The organism is Pseudomonas sp. VS40, from assembly GCF_018587885.1.
Classification (GTDB): Bacteria; Pseudomonadota; Gammaproteobacteria; order Pseudomonadales; family Pseudomonadaceae; genus Aquipseudomonas; species Aquipseudomonas pergaminensis.
Genome location: NZ_JAGYWD010000002.1, coordinates 109,835 through 129,864, shown reverse-complemented (window position 1 = coordinate 129,864; position 20,030 = coordinate 109,835). Strand labels below are relative to the sequence as shown.

General features: G+C 63.9%; 7 protein-coding genes. 5 read left to right on the top strand and 2 right to left on the bottom strand.

Annotation, left to right across the window (positions count from 1 at the left end; translation table 11 throughout):
• Nucleotide 1 precedes the first annotated feature (1 nt).
• From nuoK to nuoN, 4 genes are read left to right on the top strand one after another with little or no spacing between them, the layout of a single operon-like run.
• Nucleotides 2-310: an NADH-quinone oxidoreductase subunit NuoK gene (gene nuoK, locus KHP07_RS05630; RefSeq protein ID WP_003174727.1), complete on the top strand. Its 309-nt coding sequence runs from the start codon at nucleotides 2-4 to the stop codon at nucleotides 308-310.
• A complete protein-coding gene (gene nuoL / locus KHP07_RS05625; RefSeq protein WP_214496753.1) occupies nucleotides 307-2,160 on the top strand; it encodes an NADH-quinone oxidoreductase subunit L in 1,854 nt (617 codons plus the stop codon). Before nuoK ends, nuoL begins: the two co-directional genes overlap by 4 nt.
• A gap of 39 nt (nucleotides 2,161-2,199) precedes the next feature.
• Nucleotides 2,200-3,732 (top strand): NADH-quinone oxidoreductase subunit M, encoded by a 1,533-nt coding sequence (gene nuoM / locus KHP07_RS05620; protein WP_025858974.1) that lies wholly within the window; start codon nucleotides 2,200-2,202, stop codon nucleotides 3,730-3,732.
• A gap of 7 nt (nucleotides 3,733-3,739) precedes the next feature.
• Entirely contained in the window at nucleotides 3,740-5,203 is a 1,464-nt protein-coding gene (gene nuoN, locus KHP07_RS05615; protein WP_028616809.1) for an NADH-quinone oxidoreductase subunit NuoN, read from the top strand.
• A 248-nt stretch (nucleotides 5,204-5,451) separates the two neighbouring features.
• On the opposite strand, the gene KHP07_RS05610 is transcribed toward nuoN, so the two are convergent.
• Nucleotides 5,452-6,480, bottom strand: a complete 1,029-nt coding sequence (locus KHP07_RS05610; RefSeq protein ID WP_099491833.1) for an AraC family transcriptional regulator — start codon at nucleotides 6,478-6,480, stop codon at nucleotides 5,452-5,454.
• A 203-nt stretch (nucleotides 6,481-6,683) separates the two neighbouring features.
• Between KHP07_RS05610 and KHP07_RS05605 the strand changes: the two genes are divergently transcribed.
• Nucleotides 6,684-7,625, top strand: coding sequence for a SphA family protein (locus KHP07_RS05605; RefSeq protein WP_078049040.1), 942 nt, complete (start codon nucleotides 6,684-6,686; stop codon nucleotides 7,623-7,625).
• Nucleotides 7,626-7,821: 196 nt separating this feature from the next.
• Here KHP07_RS05605 and KHP07_RS05600 read toward each other — a convergent pair whose 3' ends face one another.
• Entirely contained in the window at nucleotides 7,822-19,866 is a 12,045-nt protein-coding gene (locus KHP07_RS05600; RefSeq protein ID WP_214496752.1) for a filamentous hemagglutinin family protein, read from the bottom strand.
• Between the last annotated feature and the right edge of the window lie 164 nt (nucleotides 19,867-20,030).

The window sequence follows — 20,030 nt, the reverse complement described above, 5'->3', positions numbered from 1 at the left end:
GATGCCTGCTATCCCTTTGGAGCATGGTCTGGCGGTCGCCGGCATCCTGTTCTGCCTTGGCCTGGTCGGCCTGATGGTCCGCCGTAATATTCTGTTCGTGTTGATGAGCCTGGAAATCATGATGAACGCCGCGGCACTGGCGTTCATCGTAGCGGGTGCACGTTGGGGCCAGCCGGATGGACAAGTCATGTTCATCCTGGTGATCAGCCTGGCAGCCGCCGAGGCCAGTATTGGCCTGGCGATCCTGCTGCAACTGTATCGTCGCTTCCACACGCTTGATATCGACGCTGCCAGTGAGATGCGCGGATGAACATGATCTTTCTGACTTTCGTATTCCCCCTGATCGGTTTCCTGCTGCTGTCGTTCTCCCGTGGACGCTGGTCGGAAAACCTCTCGGCCCTGGTGGGTGTGGGTTCCATTGGCCTGTCGGCGATCGTTGCCGCCTACGTCATCTGGCAATTCAACGTGGCGCCGCCAGAAGGCGGTCACTACACCCTGGTGCTGTGGCAGTGGATATCGGTGGAGGGCTTCAAGCCCAACTTCGCCCTCTACGTCGACGGCCTCTCGATCACCATGCTCGGCGTGGTGGTGGGCGTGGGCTTCCTGATCCACCTGTTCGCGTCCTGGTACATGCGCGGTGAAGCCGGTTACTCGCGCTTCTTCTCGTACACCAACCTGTTTATCGCCAGCATGCTGTTCCTGGTGCTCGGCGATAACCTGTTGTTCCTGTACTTCGGCTGGGAAGGCGTGGGCCTGTGCTCGTACCTGTTGATCGGTTTCTACTACAGCAACCGCAACAACGGTAACGCAGCACTCAAGGCCTTTATCGTCACCCGCATCGGCGACGTGTTCATGGCCATCGGCCTGTTCATCCTGTTCCAACAAGTGGGCACGCTGAACATTCAGGAACTGCTGGTGCTGGCACCGCAGAAATTCCAGGTCGGTGACTTCTGGATCACCCTGGCGACCCTGATGCTGCTGGGCGGCGCCGTGGGTAAATCCGCGCAACTGCCACTGCAAACCTGGCTGGCGGACGCAATGGCTGGCCCTACCCCGGTTTCTGCACTGATCCACGCGGCAACCATGGTTACCGCCGGTGTCTACCTGATCGCGCGTACCCACGGCCTGTTCACCCTGGCGCCGGATATCCTGCATCTGGTGGGCATCGTTGGCGGCGTGACCCTGGTCCTGGCCGGCTTCGCCGCGCTGGTGCAGACCGACATCAAGCGGATCCTCGCCTACTCGACCATGAGCCAGATCGGCTACATGTTCCTGGCCCTGGGCGTTGGCGCCTGGGACGCGGCGATCTTCCACCTGATGACCCACGCGTTCTTCAAGGCCCTGCTGTTCCTTGCTTCCGGTGCGGTGATCGTTGCCTGCCACCACGAGCAGAACATCTTCAAGATGGGCGGCCTGTGGAAGAAACTGCCACTGGCCTACGCCAGCTTCATCGTCGGTGGTGCCGCCTTGGCCGCCCTGCCACTGGTGACCGCCGGTTTCTACTCGAAAGATGAAATCCTCTGGGAAGCCTTTGCCAGCGGTAACCAGAACCTGCTGTACGCAGGCCTGGTGGGTGCGTTCATGACCTCGCTGTACACCTTCCGCCTGATCTTCATCACCTTCCACGGTGAAGCCAAGACCGAAGCACATGCAGGCCACGGCATTTCGCACTGGTTGCCATTGTCGGTGCTGATCGTGCTGTCGACCTTCGTCGGCGCCATGATCACCCCGCCTCTGCACGGTGTACTGCCGCAAAGCGTCGGCCATGCCGGCGGCGAAGCCCAGCACAGCCTGGAAATCGCCTCGGGCGCCATCGCCATTGCCGGTATCCTCCTGGCGGCCCTGCTGTTCCTCGGCAAGCGCCGTTTCGTGACGGCCGTTGCCAACAGTGGCATTGGCCGCTTCCTCTCGGCCTGGTGGTTCGCTGCCTGGGGCTTCGATTGGCTCTACGACAAACTGTTCGTCAAGCCTTACCTGGCCATCAGCCACATTCTGCGTAAAGACCCGCTCGACCAGACCATCGGTTTGATCCCGCGTGCTGCCAAGGCCGGTCACACCGCCCTGAGCCGCAGCGAGACGGGCCAATTGCGTTGGTATGCAGCTTCCATGGCTGCTGGTGCCGTGCTGGTGATCGGCGCCATCGTAGTGGTAGCGGTCTGATATGAACTTTGCGAACTTGCGAAAGGAAACGAGCCCGTCATGATTCTGCCCTGGCTAATCCTGATCCCCTTTATCGGCGGCCTGCTCTGCTGGATGGGTGAACGCTTCGGCGCCACCCTCCCCCGCTGGATTGCGTTGCTGACCATGTCCCTGGAACTCGCACTCGGCCTCTGGCTGTGGGCCCATGGCGACTATTCATTTGCTCCGGCACCGGGTGTCGATCCGACCTTCGCGCTTGAATTCAAGCACGTGTGGATCCAACGCTTCGGCATCAACGTGCACCTGGCCCTCGACGGCCTGTCGCTGTTGATGATCCTGCTGACCGGCCTGCTGGGTATCCTTTCGGTACTCTGCTCCTGGAAAGAGATCCAGCGTCACGTGGGCTTCTTCCACCTGAACCTGATGTGGATCCTGGGCGGTGTCGTCGGCGTGTTCCTCGCCCTCGACCTGTTCATGTTCTTCTTCTTCTGGGAAATGATGCTGGTGCCGATGTACTTCCTCATCGCGCTCTGGGGTCACAGTTCTTCGGACGGCAAGAAAACCCGGATCTACGCGGCGACCAAGTTCTTCATCTTCACCCAGGCTTCCGGCCTGATCATGTTGGTGGCGATCCTGGGCCTGGTACTGGTCAACTTCAACAACACCGGCGTGATTACCTTCAACTACGCCGACCTGTTGAAGACCAAGATGTCGCTGACCACCGAGTACGTGCTGATGCTGGGCTTCTTCATCGCCTTCGCGGTGAAGCTGCCGGTGGTGCCGTTCCACTCCTGGCTGCCTGACGCTCACGCCCAGGCGCCGACCGCAGGTTCTGTGGACCTGGCCGGTATCCTGTTGAAGACAGCTGCCTACGGCCTGCTGCGTTTCGCCCTGCCGCTGTTCCCGAATGCCTCGGCGGAGTTCGCGCCGATCGCCATGACCCTGGGTCTGATCGGGATCTTCTACGGTGCGTTCCTGGCGTTCGCGCAAACCGATATCAAGCGTCTGATTGCCTTCTCGTCCGTTTCCCACATGGGTTTCGTACTGATCGGCATCTACTCCGGCAGCCAACTGGCGTTGCAGGGTGCAGTCATCCAGATGCTGGCCCACGGTGTCTCGGCCGCTGCCCTCTTTATCCTGAGTGGCCAGTTGTACGAGCGCCTGCACACCCGTGACATGCGTGAAATGGGTGGCGTGTGGTCGCGCATCGCGTACCTGCCGGCGATCAGCCTGTTCTTCGCCGCCGCGTCCCTGGGCTTGCCAGGCACCGGCAACTTCATCGGCGAGTTCTTGATCCTGATGGGTGCATTCGTGCAAACACCGTGGATCAGTGCGATTGCTACCTCCGGCCTGGTGTTTGGTTCGGTTTACTCGCTGATCATGATCCACCGCGCCTACTTCGGCCCGGCCAAGTCCGACACCGTCCTGCAAGGGATGGATGCTCGCGAACTGATCATGGTGCTCGGCCTTGCGGTGCTGCTGATCTACATCGGCGTGTACCCGCAACCGTTCCTGGACACTTCTGCCGCGACGATGCATGGCGTGCAGCAGTGGTTCGGCACCGCCTTCTCTCAACTCGCTTCGGCCCGGTAAGAGCGCTATGGAATTCACGATCCAACACTTTATCGCGCTTGCGCCGCTGCTGATCACCAGCCTCACCATCGTGGTGGTGATGCTGGCGATCGCCTGGCGCCGCAATCACTCGCAAACGTTCCTGCTGTCCTGTGCCGGTCTGAACCTGGCCCTGCTGTCGATCATCCCGGCCCTCAAGGTCGCGCCACTGGCGGTCACGCCATTGATGATGGTGGATGACTTCGCGTTGCTGTACATCGCGCTGATCCTGGTCGCGACCCTGGCGTGCGTAACCCTCGCCCACGCCTACATGGGCGAAGGCGGCACCGGTTACCCAGGCAACAAGGAAGAGCTGTACCTGCTGATCCTGCTGGCCGCGGCCGGTGGCATCGTGCTGGTCAGCGCACAGCACCTGGCGGGCCTGTTCATCGGCCTGGAACTGCTGTCGATCCCGACCTACGGCTTGGTGGCCTACGCCTTCTTCAACAAGCGCTCCCTGGAAGCCGGCATCAAGTACATGGTGCTGTCGGCCGCCGGTTCCGCGTTCCTGTTGTTCGGTATGGCCCTGCTCTACGCCGAAGCCGGCAGCCTGAGCTTCACCGGTATCGGTCACGCCCTGGCCACCACCAACATGCCTGCGCCAATCGCCCAACTGGGCCTGGCCATGATGCTGATCGGCCTGGCGTTCAAGCTGTCGCTGGTGCCCTTCCACCTGTGGACCCCGGACGTGTACGAAGGCGCCCCGGCGCCAGTGGCTGCGTTCCTGGCCACCGCGTCGAAAGTGGCAGTGTTCGCGGTAATGGTGCGTCTGTTCCAGATCTCCCCTGCCGCCAACACCGGTGTGCTGAGCACCGTACTGACCGTGATCGCCATCGCGTCGATCCTGTTCGGTAACCTGCTGGCCCTGACCCAGAACAACCTCAAGCGTCTGCTGGGTTACTCGTCCATCGCTCACTTCGGCTACCTGCTGATCGCCCTGGTGGCGAGCAAAGGCCTGGCCGTGGAAGCCATGGGCGTGTACCTGGTCACCTACGTGATCACCAGCCTCGGCGCGTTCGGCGTGATCACGCTGATGTCATCGCCGTTCAAAGGCCGTGACGCCGACGCCCTGTACGAATACCGTGGCCTGTTCTGGCGCCGTCCGTACCTGACCGCCGTACTGACCGTGATGATGCTGTCCCTGGCCGGTATCCCGCTGACTGCCGGCTTTATCGGCAAGTTCTACATCGTCGCCACCGGCGTCGAAGCGCACGAGTGGTGGTTGGTGGCGTCCCTGGTGTTGGGCAGCGCTATCGGCGTGTTCTACTACCTGCGCGTGATGGTCACCCTGTACCTGATCGAGCCAAACCTGCGCCGCGTGGATGCCGAGCTGCACTGGGAACAGAAGGCAGGCGGCGTGATGCTGCTGGCCATCGCCCTGCTCGCGTTCTTCCTGGGCGTGTACCCACAACCGTTGCTCACCCTGGTGCAGCACGCGGTGCTGGGCGTTTGATCGCTTAGCGGGATGCGGTAAACAGAACGGCGCCTTCGGGCGCCGTTTTGCGTTTCTGGGACTGAATACATGTCCAGAGGACATGCCTCGTGGTGAGCGGGGTTCTGTGGTGAGCGGGCTTGCCCCGCGCTGGGGCGCGGAGCGGCCCCAAAAACCGGCTATAGCGTTATACCTCAACGTACCCTGTGATCTTACTGGGGCTGCTTCGCAGCCCAGCGCGGGGCAAGCCCGCTCACCACAGTGTCGGCCTATAACGCCCCCCCGCGAAATGCGCTGGGGCTCACCCCCGTCCACCGTTTGAACGCCCGCCGAAAACTGCGCACATCGCTGTAACCCACCTCTTCCGTGATCCGTTCGATAGACAACCCCGGGTTGCCCAGCAGGCCCATGGTCCGCGCGCGTCGTACTTGCTCCAGCAAGGCTTCGAAGGTCAGGCCATGCTCGGTCAAGCGCCGGCGCAGGGTGCGGCCACTCATGTTCAAGTCGCTGGCGACCTTCTCCAGTTGACTGCCCTGCAGGTCGCGGGAAATCGCGCGTTCGACCGCCTGGATAAGGTCCATCTTCTGGTGCAGCTGGGCGCTTTCCAGCTCCAGCAATTCCAGGGCCTGGCGCAATGCGAGGGCGTGATGGTTGGGCAAGCGCGCATCCATCCAGTGCGGCGCCAGCACCATGCGGTTGTGCAGGCAGCCAAAGCGCACATCGTCACCAAACAGGCGCCGGTACTCGGCGGCATAAGGCGGTGGCGCATGCACGAACTCCATGCGCAGCGGCATGAATGCCGGCCCCACCAGCGTACGGCCATACACCATGAGGCTGGCGAAGAATTCTTCTGCGGCAAACACCTGCACCTCGGCATAGGGCAACAGGCACTCGACGTCGACAAACACCTCATCGGCGCCCTCAAGGGTGCGGGTGGTGGCGATGCCGCCGGAGGTGTGCTGGTGGCGCTCGCCGATCGCGAAGGCATCGCGCAAGGTCTTGCACAGGGAAATCACATGACCGAGCAACCCCAGGGTGCCGAGCACATTCTGGTTGCCCACCCACAGGCCCAGTCCCTGATCAGGCAGAACCTTGAGCGCACGCTGAATCATCGCCACAGCCTGGCGATAGGAGATGCGTTGGGCCGGGTCGTCCAGGTCGCCCAGGGTAAACCCCAGGCCACGGCACAGGGCGTCGGCACTGGCGCCCTTTTGCGCCACCACCTGCCCAAGGGTCTGCAACAGGAACGGCGACACAAGCGCCAGCTCGAATTGCGGGTCTACGGCTTTCCTTTGCATAGATCAAGGGTTCCCGACTGAGTACTTCAGTTCTTGTTTTAGAAACATTCTGACAATCATAGGCGCTTGCAAGATTCGCTGCACCCTGAGTGAAACCTGTCCGGCAAAGTCCCCCTATCTGGCCGCCAAAACCCTGCCCTGCGGGGCGTACAGGGCTTATTTCTATGGCCTGCGGTGCCCTAACAATAATAATGAGGCCAGACATGAACCCCACCCGTGCGCTTCACCCGCTGCAATTCGCCCTGTTGAGCCTGATCAGCTTGCCCACCCTGGCCACCGAAGGCGGCGTCGACAACATCGGTCCCGGCACCGATGGGTTCTACATCCTGCCGCTGGATGTGAACAACCTGCCGGACCATATGTTCGCCTTCAACCTCTACTACAACCACTACGAGGCCAGGAAGTTGGACATCAGCTCCCTGGGCGGCAAGGTCTCCGAGGTGCGCATCAAGTCGGACGCGATCATCCCGCGCCTGGACTACCTGAGCCCCGTGCGTATTTTCGGCGGGCGCCTAGGTGGCTATGTCGCGCAGCCGTACCTCAAGCAGCAGGTGGCGCTGTTCGGAATGTCCGACACGCGAGAAAGCATGGGCGACACCACGGTGGCGCCGATCATCCTGTGGGACCTGGGACCCAGCCTGACCTTGGGCGCCGCAGTGGAAATCACCCTGCCCACCGGCGAGTACGACGCTTCGCGGCTGGCCAATACCAGCAACAATTTCTACACCTACAAGCCGTTGGTGTCGGCGACCTGGATGCCTACTGCGCGTACTGAGTTGTCGATCAAGACCACTTACAGTTTCAACAAGGAAAACCACGATACCGACTACCGGTCCGGGCAGATTTTTCACTTCGATTATTCGGCCAGCTACAAGGTCACCGATAACCTGAGCCTGGGTGTGAATGGCTATTACCTCAAGCAGACGACCGACGATAAGCAGTACGGGCATACGGTGGTGAATATCTTGGGTGAAGAGGTGGATGATGGAGTGCGGGGGCAGGTGTTTGCGATTGGGCCGGCGGTGTATTTCACCTTTTTGAAGTACGCGAGTGCGGAGGTGCGGTGGGCCAAGGAGTTTGATGTGGAGAATCGGCCGGAGGGGGATATGTTGTGGGCTAAGTTGACGATTCCTTTTGCTTTGTGAGGCTTGAGGTTCTGTTGGTGTACATATCCGTTTCTTCGGTAACGGCTGGTATGGGTTCCGCATTTACAGCGGGTCGCTATGGAAAAGAGCGGGAATGCCGGCAAGCCAGCTCCCACATCGGATCGAGCAATGCCCCAAAAAAAGGGGCGATCATTGATCGCCCCGAACGGTACATCGAGAGGTCCTTTCCCAAGCCTTACAAGCTGATCTGCTTACGCTCCTCATCCGTCAACCGCGCCCGCGCCTGCTCGCTCAGCGGCCCCGCGCCCAGCACTTGCACCGGGCTGTCAGGGTTGTAGCCAGAGGTTTTCTGCGCCGGTTCCGGCTCCCGTGGCAATGGCTCGCTGCCCAGGCTCAATACCTCGACCGTCATGATCGAAGGCCGACCTTGCTTGGCCGCCGCCTGCTGACTGCGCGCTGCGTCTTCCGCCGCCTGGGACGCCGCCGCCCCGGCCGCACTGGCCGAACTCATGGCGCCGGTGTTGACGGTGGCGGAGACCGGCACCCCGGACGACTTGCCCTGGGTCTGGATGTTCGCTGCGTTCACCACGCGCAAGGCTGCGATGTTGACGTTGCCCGACACACGAATGCCCGCCTCGCCCGCGTCGATGGTGCCCAGCGGCGCGATGAGATCGATGTCCCCGGCCGGCACTTCCGGAATCGGGTTGAGCGTGGCGATCCCCGCGCCAGTACTTGGCACCGACGGCGACAGGCCGACGTTGCCCCAGTTGTCATAGACACGCTTGGGCGGCGTATACACCACGGTGGTCTTGGAGCCACGGCCGGCGTTGATGTCGCCTTCGCTGGTCCAGCCCATGATCGAGCCGCCAAAGGTGGTCATGATGCGGCTCTGGCCGAGCAAAATGCTGCCCAGGGAATACAGTTGGATATCCCCCGCGCCCTGGGTGATCACACCCGCCGTCGACGGTGGCGCCGCGCCTTCGATGCCGAAGGTCTGGCTGCCGCCTGGGGTGAGCATCTGGATCGAGCCACCGAAGTTGGTGTGCACCCCGGCGCCGCCGAACAGGGTGATATCGCCTTTGTAGCTGATCGGGTTGCCGGCCACGTCCTTGTCCGGGAACAGCGCCGCGATGGCCGCACGCCCCCGCACATAACTGCCCTCACGCACGCCGCCGTCCCTGTTGTACTCGCGGCCAGCGGCCTTGAGCTCGGCGAAGTACACGTCACGGGCGAACACCCGTTGTTGCTCGGCGGGCAACGCCGCGTAGTAGGTGCGGGCCTGCTCGGGGCTGCCGATGAAACCGAAGCGCTCGGCGAGCCAGCCGACCAGCTCGTTTTCGTAGGTCTTGGCGACCTTGCCGCCCTGGATCGACTCGCCGGGTTGCGCCAGGTTGACCGGGTTGAGGTAGGCCTGGACAAAACGCAGGTAATCCGGGCCATTGGGGCCGACGCCGGCTTGCATCACGATACTGGCGCCGAGGCGCGTGTCGCCCGCCGCCACGGCACCCAGGCTGGTAATGCCGACCCTGTCGTCCATCAGGATATTGTGGCCGGCGGTGATTTCCAGGTTGCCGGGACCGGCGACGTTGAAGCTGCTGTAGAGGATGTCGCGACCGGCACTGACGATGGAGACATCGGTGGCGCCTTTGTGCACGAACAGGTTGCCGGCGAGGGTGTACTGCCCCGTCGCGAAGTCACCGCCGCTGGCACCGCTCAAGCCTGTACCACTGCTGACGATGTCTCGGCCCGCACGCATCCACACCGCGCCCGCGCCTTCGTAGTAGGTCTGGCCCAGACGCGGGTCATCGGCGCCGGTCAAGGTGATAGTGCGCCCACTGCTGACCCCCAGCAGATCGCCCGTCAGGGCATAGAAGCGTGCGGGTTCCAGGCTATTGCCCCACGCCGTGCTGGCGGTGTTGGGACCAAAAGCAAACAACGGGAGGGCATTGCCCAGGCGGGCCAGGTTGCCATCGGCAGAAACAGTGCCGCTGCCCTCCACCCGAACCCCACCGATAAACCCTTGGACGGCTGGCTTGAAGACAGTCGCCAGGCTGTCCGGCGCTGCGCTGGAGCGGCTGATGATCAGGTCGCCGCCGTAGATCGAGTCCGCCGCCAGCAATTGCAGTTGCCCCTTGGCCGATGGCGCCAAGACCATCGACTTGAGTGGCTGCGGCGTCTCCGGGTTGTTGGTGGAGGCACTGCCGTAATACAAGCTGCCGCTGGCGGCCACGGCACGCAAAGTCGCGGGATAGACCGCCGCCATGTCGGTTTCCACCGCCTGGGTCAACGGCGTGAGGTTGCCACCGGCTGAAAAGAGGTCGATGGCCGTGCGATCGGTCCACAGGCTGAACCAGGTCTGCCCGACACCCGTGACCCCGTCTTCCTGGTAGGCCCACAGGTTCATCTGCGGTGCGCGACCAGGGTCGGCCACTTCCTGCAGCACCAGGTCTCCACGGGTGGAGACGCTGAAGGTCGCGTCGCCCGGCAACAGGCTCCAACCACCCGCCGCGCTCGCAGACGTCGAGCGCATCGCATCATAGGCGCGGACCTCGCTGGGGCTGTGATCCACCGCTCGCGAGCCGTAACGCAACGCCAGGCTACCGAGGCTGCCGCCGGTCAGTTGAACGTGCCCGCGCAGGTCCACCACCGCACCGTTAAGCTGCCCCAGAACGATTTGGCTGCCAGGGTTTACCGCCCCACCGACCCGAACGTTCATATCGCCGCCGCCGGTAAGTTGCAGGCTGCCATCCGCCGCGACCCGGCCGGTGCTGCCGACCGCCAGCACCAAGCCTGTGCTGCGGGGGCTGACATTGCGTGCCACGTAGCCGGCAGCCAGCGGCGCGATAATGCCCGCGTCCCCCCCGACGTCGACATTCAGGTTGCCACCGCCCAATGTTCCGAACCCGGTAAAGCCCACCATCTGGTCGGCGGCGCCCGGTACAGGCGCGAATGAGCCGAAGTTGATCCACCAGGCAGTGCCTTGTGCCTGGCTGCCGCTCAAGCCGTTGCCCTGGCGCCACAGCCAATTGCCGACGTTGGTCGAATCCTGGCCAATATCCAAGGTTACCGGGCGCCCGGCACCGCTCCCCGCCTTGCTGGTGACGTTGCCGGTGAGATTGCCACCCGCCTTCACCAGCAAATTGCCGCCGTTCTCTGGGTACCAGGCGCCGGCAGGGCTACCCGGTGTTGCGGCGGCAGAAGTGCCAGCGGTGTAGACACCGAACAGCGACTCCATGCTCAAGTTGCCTGCGGCCAGCAGTTCCAAGTCCGCCGCGCCGGTACGGATCACGCTGAAGCGCGTGCTGCCGCCAACGATCTTGCTCGGGCCGTAGACGCCGTAATGGCTGTCGGCCAGGCGCAGATTACCGGCCTGCGGTTGCGACTGCAGCGCACGGCTGTCGGCCGCCTGGGTGTCGGCACCCGCCAGCAGGCGCATCGACCAGGCTTGGGAACCGTCGGGCAGCATCGGCGCCGCCGCCCACGACTTGCCTTGCCCATTCGCCCCCGGCACGCGCAATTGCACCGAAGTGGCGTTGCCCGGCAACTTGACGTTGGTGCCCACCGGCAACAACGCGCCACGGGGCAGCAGTTTGGTGCCACTGAGAATGACCGTGCCAGTAGTGCCCAGCTTGCCGGGCAATGGCACGCCCGCAGGCCAGGTCATGATCCGCACACTGGTGAGACTCACCAGCACGTTGCCCGCGTCCAGGATGCTGCCGTTCGCCAAGTCCAGAGGTTCGGTCAGGCGTGTGCCGGCCGGGTGTATTACGTTGCCTGCGGCATCGCGTACCGCACCCGCCAAGACCGTGCCGGCAGGCAGTGTCAACGCCGCATTGAGGGTCACCGCCGTCGGTAACCGAGTACCGGCAGGCAAGCTGCGAGCCTTGATCGTCACGTCGAAATTCAGCGTCACGCCAGCGGGGAATGTCGTGCCGTCCGCCAGCGTCACGCCGTTGCCTGGCACCACCACGGTACCGCCGGTGAAATCGATGCCGGCGCGCAGTACCCAGCCATTGTCATCATTGGAGGCCGCGGGCGCGGCGAAGCCGTCGTTGATACTGCCGTAGATGTTCAGGTCGCCACCGGCGCGCAGGGTCAGGCTGCCGGCTTCGGTCACTGCGTGAGTCGGCGACTTGAGACTGGCGTAGCGATAGCCGGACAGGTCCAGATCACCCTGGACGACCAGGTCGCCGTCAGGGGTTTTGCTGATGATCTCGACGCCCGGACGCAGGTGGAACGTGTCGCCGTAGGTGGCGTTGTTCAGGCCGGCCAATTTGTTTTGCACCAGGTCATTGTTGAGCAGTGCCGCATTGATGAACGCCGTGCTCAGCGCGTGTTTCTGATCCAGGTAGGCCTGGGTGATTTCCTGGTACGGCCTGCCACTGGCTGTCGCATCGGTCTTGGCCGGGGCATCGTCATACGTGACCATGCCGTTAAGGGCGATGGAGCGCGCGCCCTCGATTGTCAGGCGCCCACTGGCGTCGATGGCAATGTCATTGCTGCCCAGTCGCGGCGCATTCAGCTCCAGCGTGCCACGGTTGCGCCCATCGTTGCCGGTGGCGTCGGTGCCATGGCGCAGGTCGATGTGCACGCCATCGGCCAGGGTCAGTTGGCCGGTGCCGGACCCGAGCATCACGATAGCGCGGTTGGGCGAGTCGATGATCTTGCCGTAGCTGTCCACGCGCAACTGCGTGCCGTGGGCGTCGAGTACGGCGCTGCCGTCCAGGGTCAGGCCGTTCTTGCCTGCCAGGTTGATGCTGCCGACGCGCTCGCCGCTGGCATCCACCCGGCCCGTCACGCGCAGACTGCCGTTGTCGACCGAGACGTTGACGGTGTTGGCCTTGACGTCGCTGCCGATGATCAGGTCGCCCTGCTTGAGCTGGAAGCTGCGCGCACCAAAGACCTGCCCCTGGTTGAGGCGCTGGTTGAGCGCCGCGAACTGGTCGCTGAGGCTACCGCTGCCGCCCAGGTGCTGGGCCTGTATTTCCACCGCACCGGCCAGGTACGGCACCCGCGTGCCACCGGCGTCGTAGTCTCCGCTGCTGCCGGCAAGGACCTTGCCCGCCAGGTCGACGCTACCCGCCGCACCGCCCACCGCGACGGCGCGCAGTTTGCCGGCCTGGTTGTACTGTGCCGACAGGTCGATGGTGGAGCCCGCACTCTGCCGCACATCCCCTTCGCGACTTTCCAGCAGCACCTCACCGCCTGCGCTGTATTGGGTCAGGTCGTTGAACGCGATCGCGTGGCCGGACACATCAACCAACGCGGCGTCGGTCAACACCACATCACCACGGGCACCGAGGGTGACCTTGCCGCTGGGCAGGACCACCGCACTCGCCAAGCGCAGGCTGTCGCCCTGCAGCGACAACTCGCCGCCAAGGCCGTCGACCTTGCCCACCGGGCCGCCCGACGCGCTGATATCGATGGCGCTCCCGGCGGTGATTTTATTCACCGAACCCGCTGCGCCGGTCATCAGCGGCGTCAGGATACTCAGGTTCCCGCCACTGTAGGCAAAGCCCTTGATGGCGTCGTAGGCGCCCTGGCTCTGGTACACCGAAAGGCTGCCCTTATGGTTCGCGGTGATGCGGTCGCTGGCCTTCAGGTTGACGTTGGCAAACCCCAGGGCCAAGCGGTTGAGGCTGGCGGTGGTGCTCGCCTGGGCGAACTCGCCATACCCGAATTCAATGCGCTCGGCGTTGATATCCAGGCGCCCGCTACCGGTGCCCGCCCCCCCCGCCACCACGGTGCCAGGCGCTGCTTCGGCGCCCTGCCAGATCAGGTTGGCGGTATGAATGGTCGCCACGTCATTGGCACCGCCAGCGCCGTAGACGGCTGGCGTGGAGAGCATCAGGTTATTGAGCAGGGACTTGCCGGTCACCACGTCATAAGTGTCCAGGGTGGTGGTGCCGTAGAAGTTGAAGCTGTCCCGCGCCGACAATTGCAGGGTTTCCAGGCCAGGAGCGCCGAATTGAGTGTCGCCGCGCAGCAGGCGGTCGAGTACGGCTTGAGTCAGGGTCAGGCCCGCGGGCAGACGGTTGGCCGCGGCGGCGGCAGCGAGCGCCTCGGGGCTGCCGACGTTGATGCTGCTCAGACCCAGGTTGAGATGGCGGGTGCCGTAGCGCACCTGGTCGCCCATTTGCAGGGTGCTGTCGGTCAAGACGGCGATGGTGCCTTCCGAATACAAGGCTGTTGGCCCACTGCACGGCGCGCTGTTGCACACACCTATCTGGATGCCTTGGCCCACTTCCGATTGCTTGGCGGCGACGACGTTGAGCAGGCCGTTGGACACCGCCAACACGTTGGCCATGTTGTAGACAAAACCGTCACGTGCGTCATAACCGACCTTGCCGCGCCCGATGGTGTTGATCGAAGCGCCTTGCTCCACCACGATACTGCCGGTGGAAGCAACCAGGAACACTTCCGGCGCCGCCAGGGTTGCGCCATCGCGAAGAATCAGCGCACCCGTGGTGCCAGCCGCCAGGTTGATGTAGTTACCGCCCTGGCCATAGTTGACCACCGTCATCCCACCGACCAGCAAGCGCGAAGCGCCCAGCGCATTGAGGCTGTCCGCATTCAGGGTGACACCATTGAAACCACTGGTGACACCGCGCCCTGCCCCGACGATTTCAATGTCGGTGTCGACGCTGCTTGAGTTCCTCACGGAAACGCTGCCGCCGTAACCGCCGGCAGCCGCCTCAAAGCGCCCGATGCCCTGGAACGAGAAGGCGTCCTCACCCGCGCCCGAACGCAGCACCAATTGCAAGGTCTTGGCGTCCACCGGCAGCAATGCCCGAGGTACGCCGAGCCGGGCGGCATCCGCTACAGCAAATTGCGCGTAGCCGGTCTCGTTGTACTGCGAGTAACGGCGCAACGTATCGGCGGAGGTCAGGATCACTTGGCTGTTGAGGCTGTTGGCGATACCCGTGTTGGCAATCGACAACCGCCCCGCCGTGGACCAGGAGCCATTGCGCATCGCCTGCGCCGAACCGTCGCTTGCCCCTGCGGCGAGCCCGTTGATTTCCACCCGGAACGCCCCCGGCATCAGGGCATACGTGGAGGGCATCAGGGTATAGGTGCCTGCCGCCAGCCCCGGCACACCGGCGCCGATGGTGATTTGCTGGCCGATCAGCGGGTCGACCGCGCCCCCCTCCGGCGCCACCGGGGCATAGCCCGGTTGCACGCCCGGCACAATCGCGTAGACCGGGTTGGTACCCAGCCCCGGCAGGACAAAACCGCCGTTCGCACCGAATTGCACCAATGGGTTGTAACGCGCATCCGTGGAACCGCCGCGCCCGGAAATAAAGCCGGCCCCCAGCAATTCCCCACCGCCCGACAGATCCAGGGTCGCGTCCGGCAGCACGGCCACGGACTGCCCGCCCAACGTCACGCCAACCAACAGGTTGCCGGCGTTGTTCGCACCGCCCTGGCCAATGAACGTCACGGTTTTGCCGTTGTATTTGTAGATCTGGCCGTCCACGGTCCCGCCGTACGGCAGCACCAGGCCCTTGCCGCTCACCGAAGTGAGGCTGCCGGGCAGCAATTCCACGCGGGTGGAACCCAGCCTGCCGATTTCAATCAGCCCCAGCGGCGCGCGGACCACACCGCCCTGCTTGATGGTGGGGCCGCCCAATTGAAGGCGGCCAAACACCGAGTACGGCATGGCCGCATTGCTGTTACCGGTGCGAGCAATGGTCAGGGTGCGCGTCGGGTCGTAGGTGAAGCCGGTGTCGACGTCTTGATTATCCAGGAAGCCTGCCAGCACCCGTGCCCCGACTTCGGTAGCCGGGTACAGCTGCGCCGCGCGCAGGGTCATGTCACCGCGCGTCATCAGTTGAGTGCTGATGCCTTCGGCGATCACGTCCGCCCCGGCGCCGGCCAGGAAGCGCAGGTCGCCCTGGCTGGTCAGTTGCACATCATCGAAACCACGACGGTCGACATTCACCAGGCTGGTGTCGCTCAGCGGCAGGTTGCTGTTGTTGCCGAACAGCACGTTGCCGCGCACATCGATCAGGTTACCGCTGGCGGCAAACAGCGCCTGGCTGGCGCGTTGCGACATGCCGGTGGTCAATACCGGGTGCAGGTACTGGTCCTTGGCCTCCAGCGGTTCAAGGATGCCCGCCAACAGCAGGTACGGCGCCGACAGGTTGATACGGGAATTGTCCGCCGCCTGTTCCGTGAGGCCCATGGCGCCGCTGTACAGGCGCAGGCTTTGGCCCATGTGCAGCGACACGTCACCGTCAAAACCCAACAGGCCGTTGCTCAACACGGCGAGGTTGTCGAACCCGCCCGCGTTGACCTGGTCGACGCCAAGGCGACCATGACCATATTCCAGGCTGGCGGCCGCCGCGTCGGCGGTGTCCGGCAATGCACTGCCCTGGTGGGTCTGGCTCAGCAGCAGTTCGCGCAGCTTGAGCACGCGGTCGGTGACTGCGTTCTTGGCGTAGTACGGGCTTTCCAGGGCCAGGGACAAACTACCGCCCGCCGCACCGGCGCCACCAGCGCGGGCGACAAAGCTGCCATCCAGGTACAGGCCGTTATTGGAGGCAAAACTGATGCTGCCGCCATTGCTTGCCACCTGTACCCGACCCTGGCCTGGCACATCCAACGCCGCCTGGGTACCGGACGCGTCCAGGCGCGCGCCGTCGCGCACCACTACAAACAGGTCGCTGGCCTTGGCAATGCCGGTCGCCAGGTCGATGTCGCCACCGATGCTGATCTTGCCGCCGTTACGCACCTGGCCGTAGACACCGCCACGATTGTTCACCGCCGTGACCGCCCGCGATGCGACGTCGATCAGCGCGTTCTCGCCCACCCAGATCGAGCGGCCATGGCCAATGGCGTTGACCGCCTCGGACGCCTGGACCGTCAAGCCGCCAAGGCTGACGCTGCCCCCCCAGGCATTGAGGGTGCCGTTCAGGGTCAATTGGCCGACGCTGCGCAGGTTGATGCCCTGGCCGGGGTCGACGTTGATCACGGCGCCCTTGCCCACTGTCAGGGCCGTGGTGGCCAGTTCGGCGGCCGTCGAATCGCGATGGCCGGCAGTCAGCGCCAGGCTGGCGCCACGGCGCTGGGTCAGCACACCCTTGGCAGCGTCTTCCTGGTAAAGCGCCGGGGTCCAGCGCTCCAGGGCCGTCGCCGGGTCGCTGCCCGTTGGCGTGGCCGACGTCTGCTCGCCCAATCGGTAGACGGGCGTGGTGACATCCACCTGGGTACCGTCCGTGACCAGCAGCCCTTCGTTGCCGGTGATGTCGTACGCCGAGAAGCCCTTGTTGAAAAAATCCCCCGCCAGTTTCAGGGTATCGGCGGCGGGCGCCGTGCCGCTGTCGCCGATCTGCACCTTGCGCGCCTGCAATGCCAGGGTGCCGCCGCCCGTGACGCCATAGCCACGAATCTCACCGTCCAGCGCCAACGCACCGAGCGCCCCCAGGGTCACGTCGCCGCCCTTGCCGCCGATGAGCTTGCCGTCCACGCCGAGGGTGGCCCCAGAAGATGCATCCACCACACTGCCCTGCGCCAGGCTCACATTGCCGGTGCCGCGCAGCGATACCTTGCCGCCGTTGACATAGGCCAGGCCGCTGGTGTCGGAAGGGTTCAGTGGCAGGTTGTTCCAGCGCCCGCTGGCATCCAGCTTGACGCCGCTGGCGACGTTGACCGTGCCCGCCCCCGCTGCAATTGCATCCTCAACGGCCCCGGCTTTAAGCGGGTTGACCTGGCTGAGCAGGTTGCCGGCGTTGATACTGCCGCCGTGGGCCGTCAGGTTCGCATTGAGAGTGACCCCAGGCCCGAACAGGGTGATATCGCCGCCGTCCGCCACCTTGAGCGCGCCATTGACGGTGATCTGCTGTGTGGCGCCCACCTTGATCGCGCCCAGTTGGTAGCCATTGAGTGGGTCACTGTCGAGCACCATCTTGCCTTGGCGATCCGCCGGCAGTGCTGTGGTGAGGTCCAGGCCATCAGCAATGTTCTGCGTGTTGCTGTCGATCAGCACGTGGTCGGTGGCGCCACTCAGGGCGTAGCGCAGGGTGCCGGTGGTCTTGTTGTAGATCGGAATGTACTGACCAATGATCAATTGCGCCCGCTGGGCCATGGCCTTCTTGGATTGCTGGTAACCGTCGAGGTTGATACTTGGCGCCTGGGTCTGGCGATCGCCCTGGAATACATCGCTGATCAACTGGCCTTCCAGCACCGCGCTGGTGGTGCCGATTACCAGTTTGCCGGCATCGCGGCCCACGGTGTAACCGGCCTCATACCGGCGCTGCGGTGCAATCAGCGGGTTGTAGTAGTACTCGGTCTGGCCCCAGCGCGCGCTGTTGTCTTCATAGCCTTTGTAGAACCCCGAATAGAGGATGTCGCCCGGCGCCTTGGAGAGTTCATACAAGCGGCCATTGGGACCCTTGAGCCAGGTTTGCTGGATGTAGCCGGCTTGCACGTCCACGGTACCGCCGGACAGTTTGATCTGCGCGCCCTTCTGGGTCACCACATCGTTGCCGGTAAAGGTCACGGTGCCGCCCTGGGCCATCCATTCACCGACCGTGTGCCCCTGGGTGCCGAGGTAACCGCCAACTTCCAGCAAGCCGCCGGCGGTGTACCAGCGATCCGTCGCATAGCCGTTGGTGCCCGCCGGTACAAACACCAGCTCGCGCAGGTCTACCCACACATCGTTGTTGATCAGTTGCCCGCCGTCCCGGTTGACCGGCGCATCGCGCTGCTCGTTGCCCTGCACGTTGATCTTGATGTTGTTGGATTCCATCGACACCTTGACGCCGACCGCGCCTGACACGTCGATCATCGCGCCATCGCGCACCAGGCTGCGCCCCGTCGCGCTGACCGCCACCTGGCCGCCGGTGGCCAGGGTGATCGAGCCTTTCTGGAAGTCCACGGTGCCGCCGCTGACGATCTCGATCCGCGACTGGTCGGTACGGTCGGCCACGGTGCTGAGGTTGTTGAACGGGCCGGTGATCAGGTTGGCCGGCGTGCCATCGAGCTTGATCAGGCCGTTGTCTTTCTGGCCGTTGAGGGCGGTGCTGCCACTGGCGTCCAGCAGGATCGCGGTGGTGCTGCCCTCGCCCAGGGTCACGCTGCCGGTGGTGTCGGTGGCAGCGTTGAGCAAATGAAGGGTGCCGCGCGTGTCCACCGACGTACTGGCCAGGGCTACGCCGTTTTGCTGCACCTGGTGCCCGGTCAGGGTGATGTCGCCGGTGGAGGCCATGATCAGGCCGCTGTTGGTGACCTTGCCGGCACTGCTGCCGGCGTTGAGGCTGGTCGCCACTTCATTGCCGCGCGTGGTGGAGCGGTCGTTGCCGGTGGTGCCGACGCCCTTGCGGATGTAGAAGCTGTCACCCGCCGCCAAGGTCGTCTGGCCCTTGGCGGTCATGAGGGTGCCGGCGTTGTCCACTTCGGCGCCCAACAGCAAGGCGTAACCGCCGGCATCCGTGGACGTGGCCGGGTTGTGGGTCTGGATCACGGCGCCACGCTGTACCTGCACCTTGCCGGCGGCATCGGTAAAGGTCGGCTGGGTGCCGTTGGCGTCAACGTAGATACCGCGCTGGGTGAACTGCTCGTCGGTGATGTTCGCCGCTGCGGCCACCAGGTTACGCACATTCACCTGGCTGGTGCCGCTGAACACCACGCCGTTGCGGTTCATGATCATCACCGTACCGGCGCCGTTGATCTGGCCCTGAATCTCGCTGGGCCGCGCATTCGGATCGTTGACGCGGTTAAGCACCGCCCAGCTGGACTGCTGCTGGAAATCCACGGTGGTGTTGCGCCCGACGTTGAAGGTCTCCCAGTTGAGGATCGCCTTGTCGGCGGTCTGCTCGATGGTCACCGTGGTCTTGCCACCGGACTGGCTCTGGGTCGGGCCCTTGGCGTTGGTCCAGCCCTGGGTGAGGCTGTTATCGACCTGCAGGCCGCCCTTGCCCAAGCCATCGGGAACGTTCGAGACCTGGCCGAACGCCGCCTGGCGCCCCGCTGCTTGCGCCGCCTGCTGGGCCGCAATCGCCGCGACACTGGTGTTCAAGGTGCTGATGGAGCGCGACAACTGCTGCTTGACGCGCGCCTGTTGGTTCAACGAAGGAATCCCCGGCACCTGGCCTGCACCGGTACGCGCCGCCGTGGCCGCCTGGGACGCGCCTTTGTCGGCAAACCAGCCGGAACTGAACGCCGTGGCCGCCTGGGCATTCCCCGCTACCATCAACAACGCAATGGCCTGGGCCAGTGGTTTGAGGCGCAGGATTGTCTCTGGGGCTTTGAGGTTAACCGGTGATTTGCAGCGGACCATCTGGAATCTTCCTTCTTGGTGTTAGCCCAGGGGCAAGACAAGCTCACGTATGAGGGTTAGGCGGTTGGCAAGGGGCGCGACTGAACTTCTGTCATGGAAAGTTCACATGCGGCTGGTAACGCAAAAAAATCAGCAACGGCACAGGCCGTTGCTGATCAGGTGGT

Coding starts and splice junctions, on each gene's coding strand:
- KHP07_RS05605 (WP_078049040.1), top strand. CDS start 6,684: ATGAACCCCACCCGTGCGCTTCACCCGCTGCAATTCGCCCTGTTGAGC.
- KHP07_RS05600 (WP_214496752.1), bottom strand. CDS start 19,866: ATGGTCCGCTGCAAATCACCGGTTAACCTCAAAGCCCCAGAGACAATC.
- nuoN (WP_028616809.1), top strand. CDS start 3,740: ATGGAATTCACGATCCAACACTTTATCGCGCTTGCGCCGCTGCTGATC.
- KHP07_RS05610 (WP_099491833.1), bottom strand. CDS start 6,480: ATGCAAAGGAAAGCCGTAGACCCGCAATTCGAGCTGGCGCTTGTGTCG.
- nuoM (WP_025858974.1), top strand. CDS start 2,200: ATGATTCTGCCCTGGCTAATCCTGATCCCCTTTATCGGCGGCCTGCTC.
- nuoL (WP_214496753.1), top strand. CDS start 307: ATGAACATGATCTTTCTGACTTTCGTATTCCCCCTGATCGGTTTCCTG.
- nuoK (WP_003174727.1), top strand. CDS start 2: ATGCCTGCTATCCCTTTGGAGCATGGTCTGGCGGTCGCCGGCATCCTG.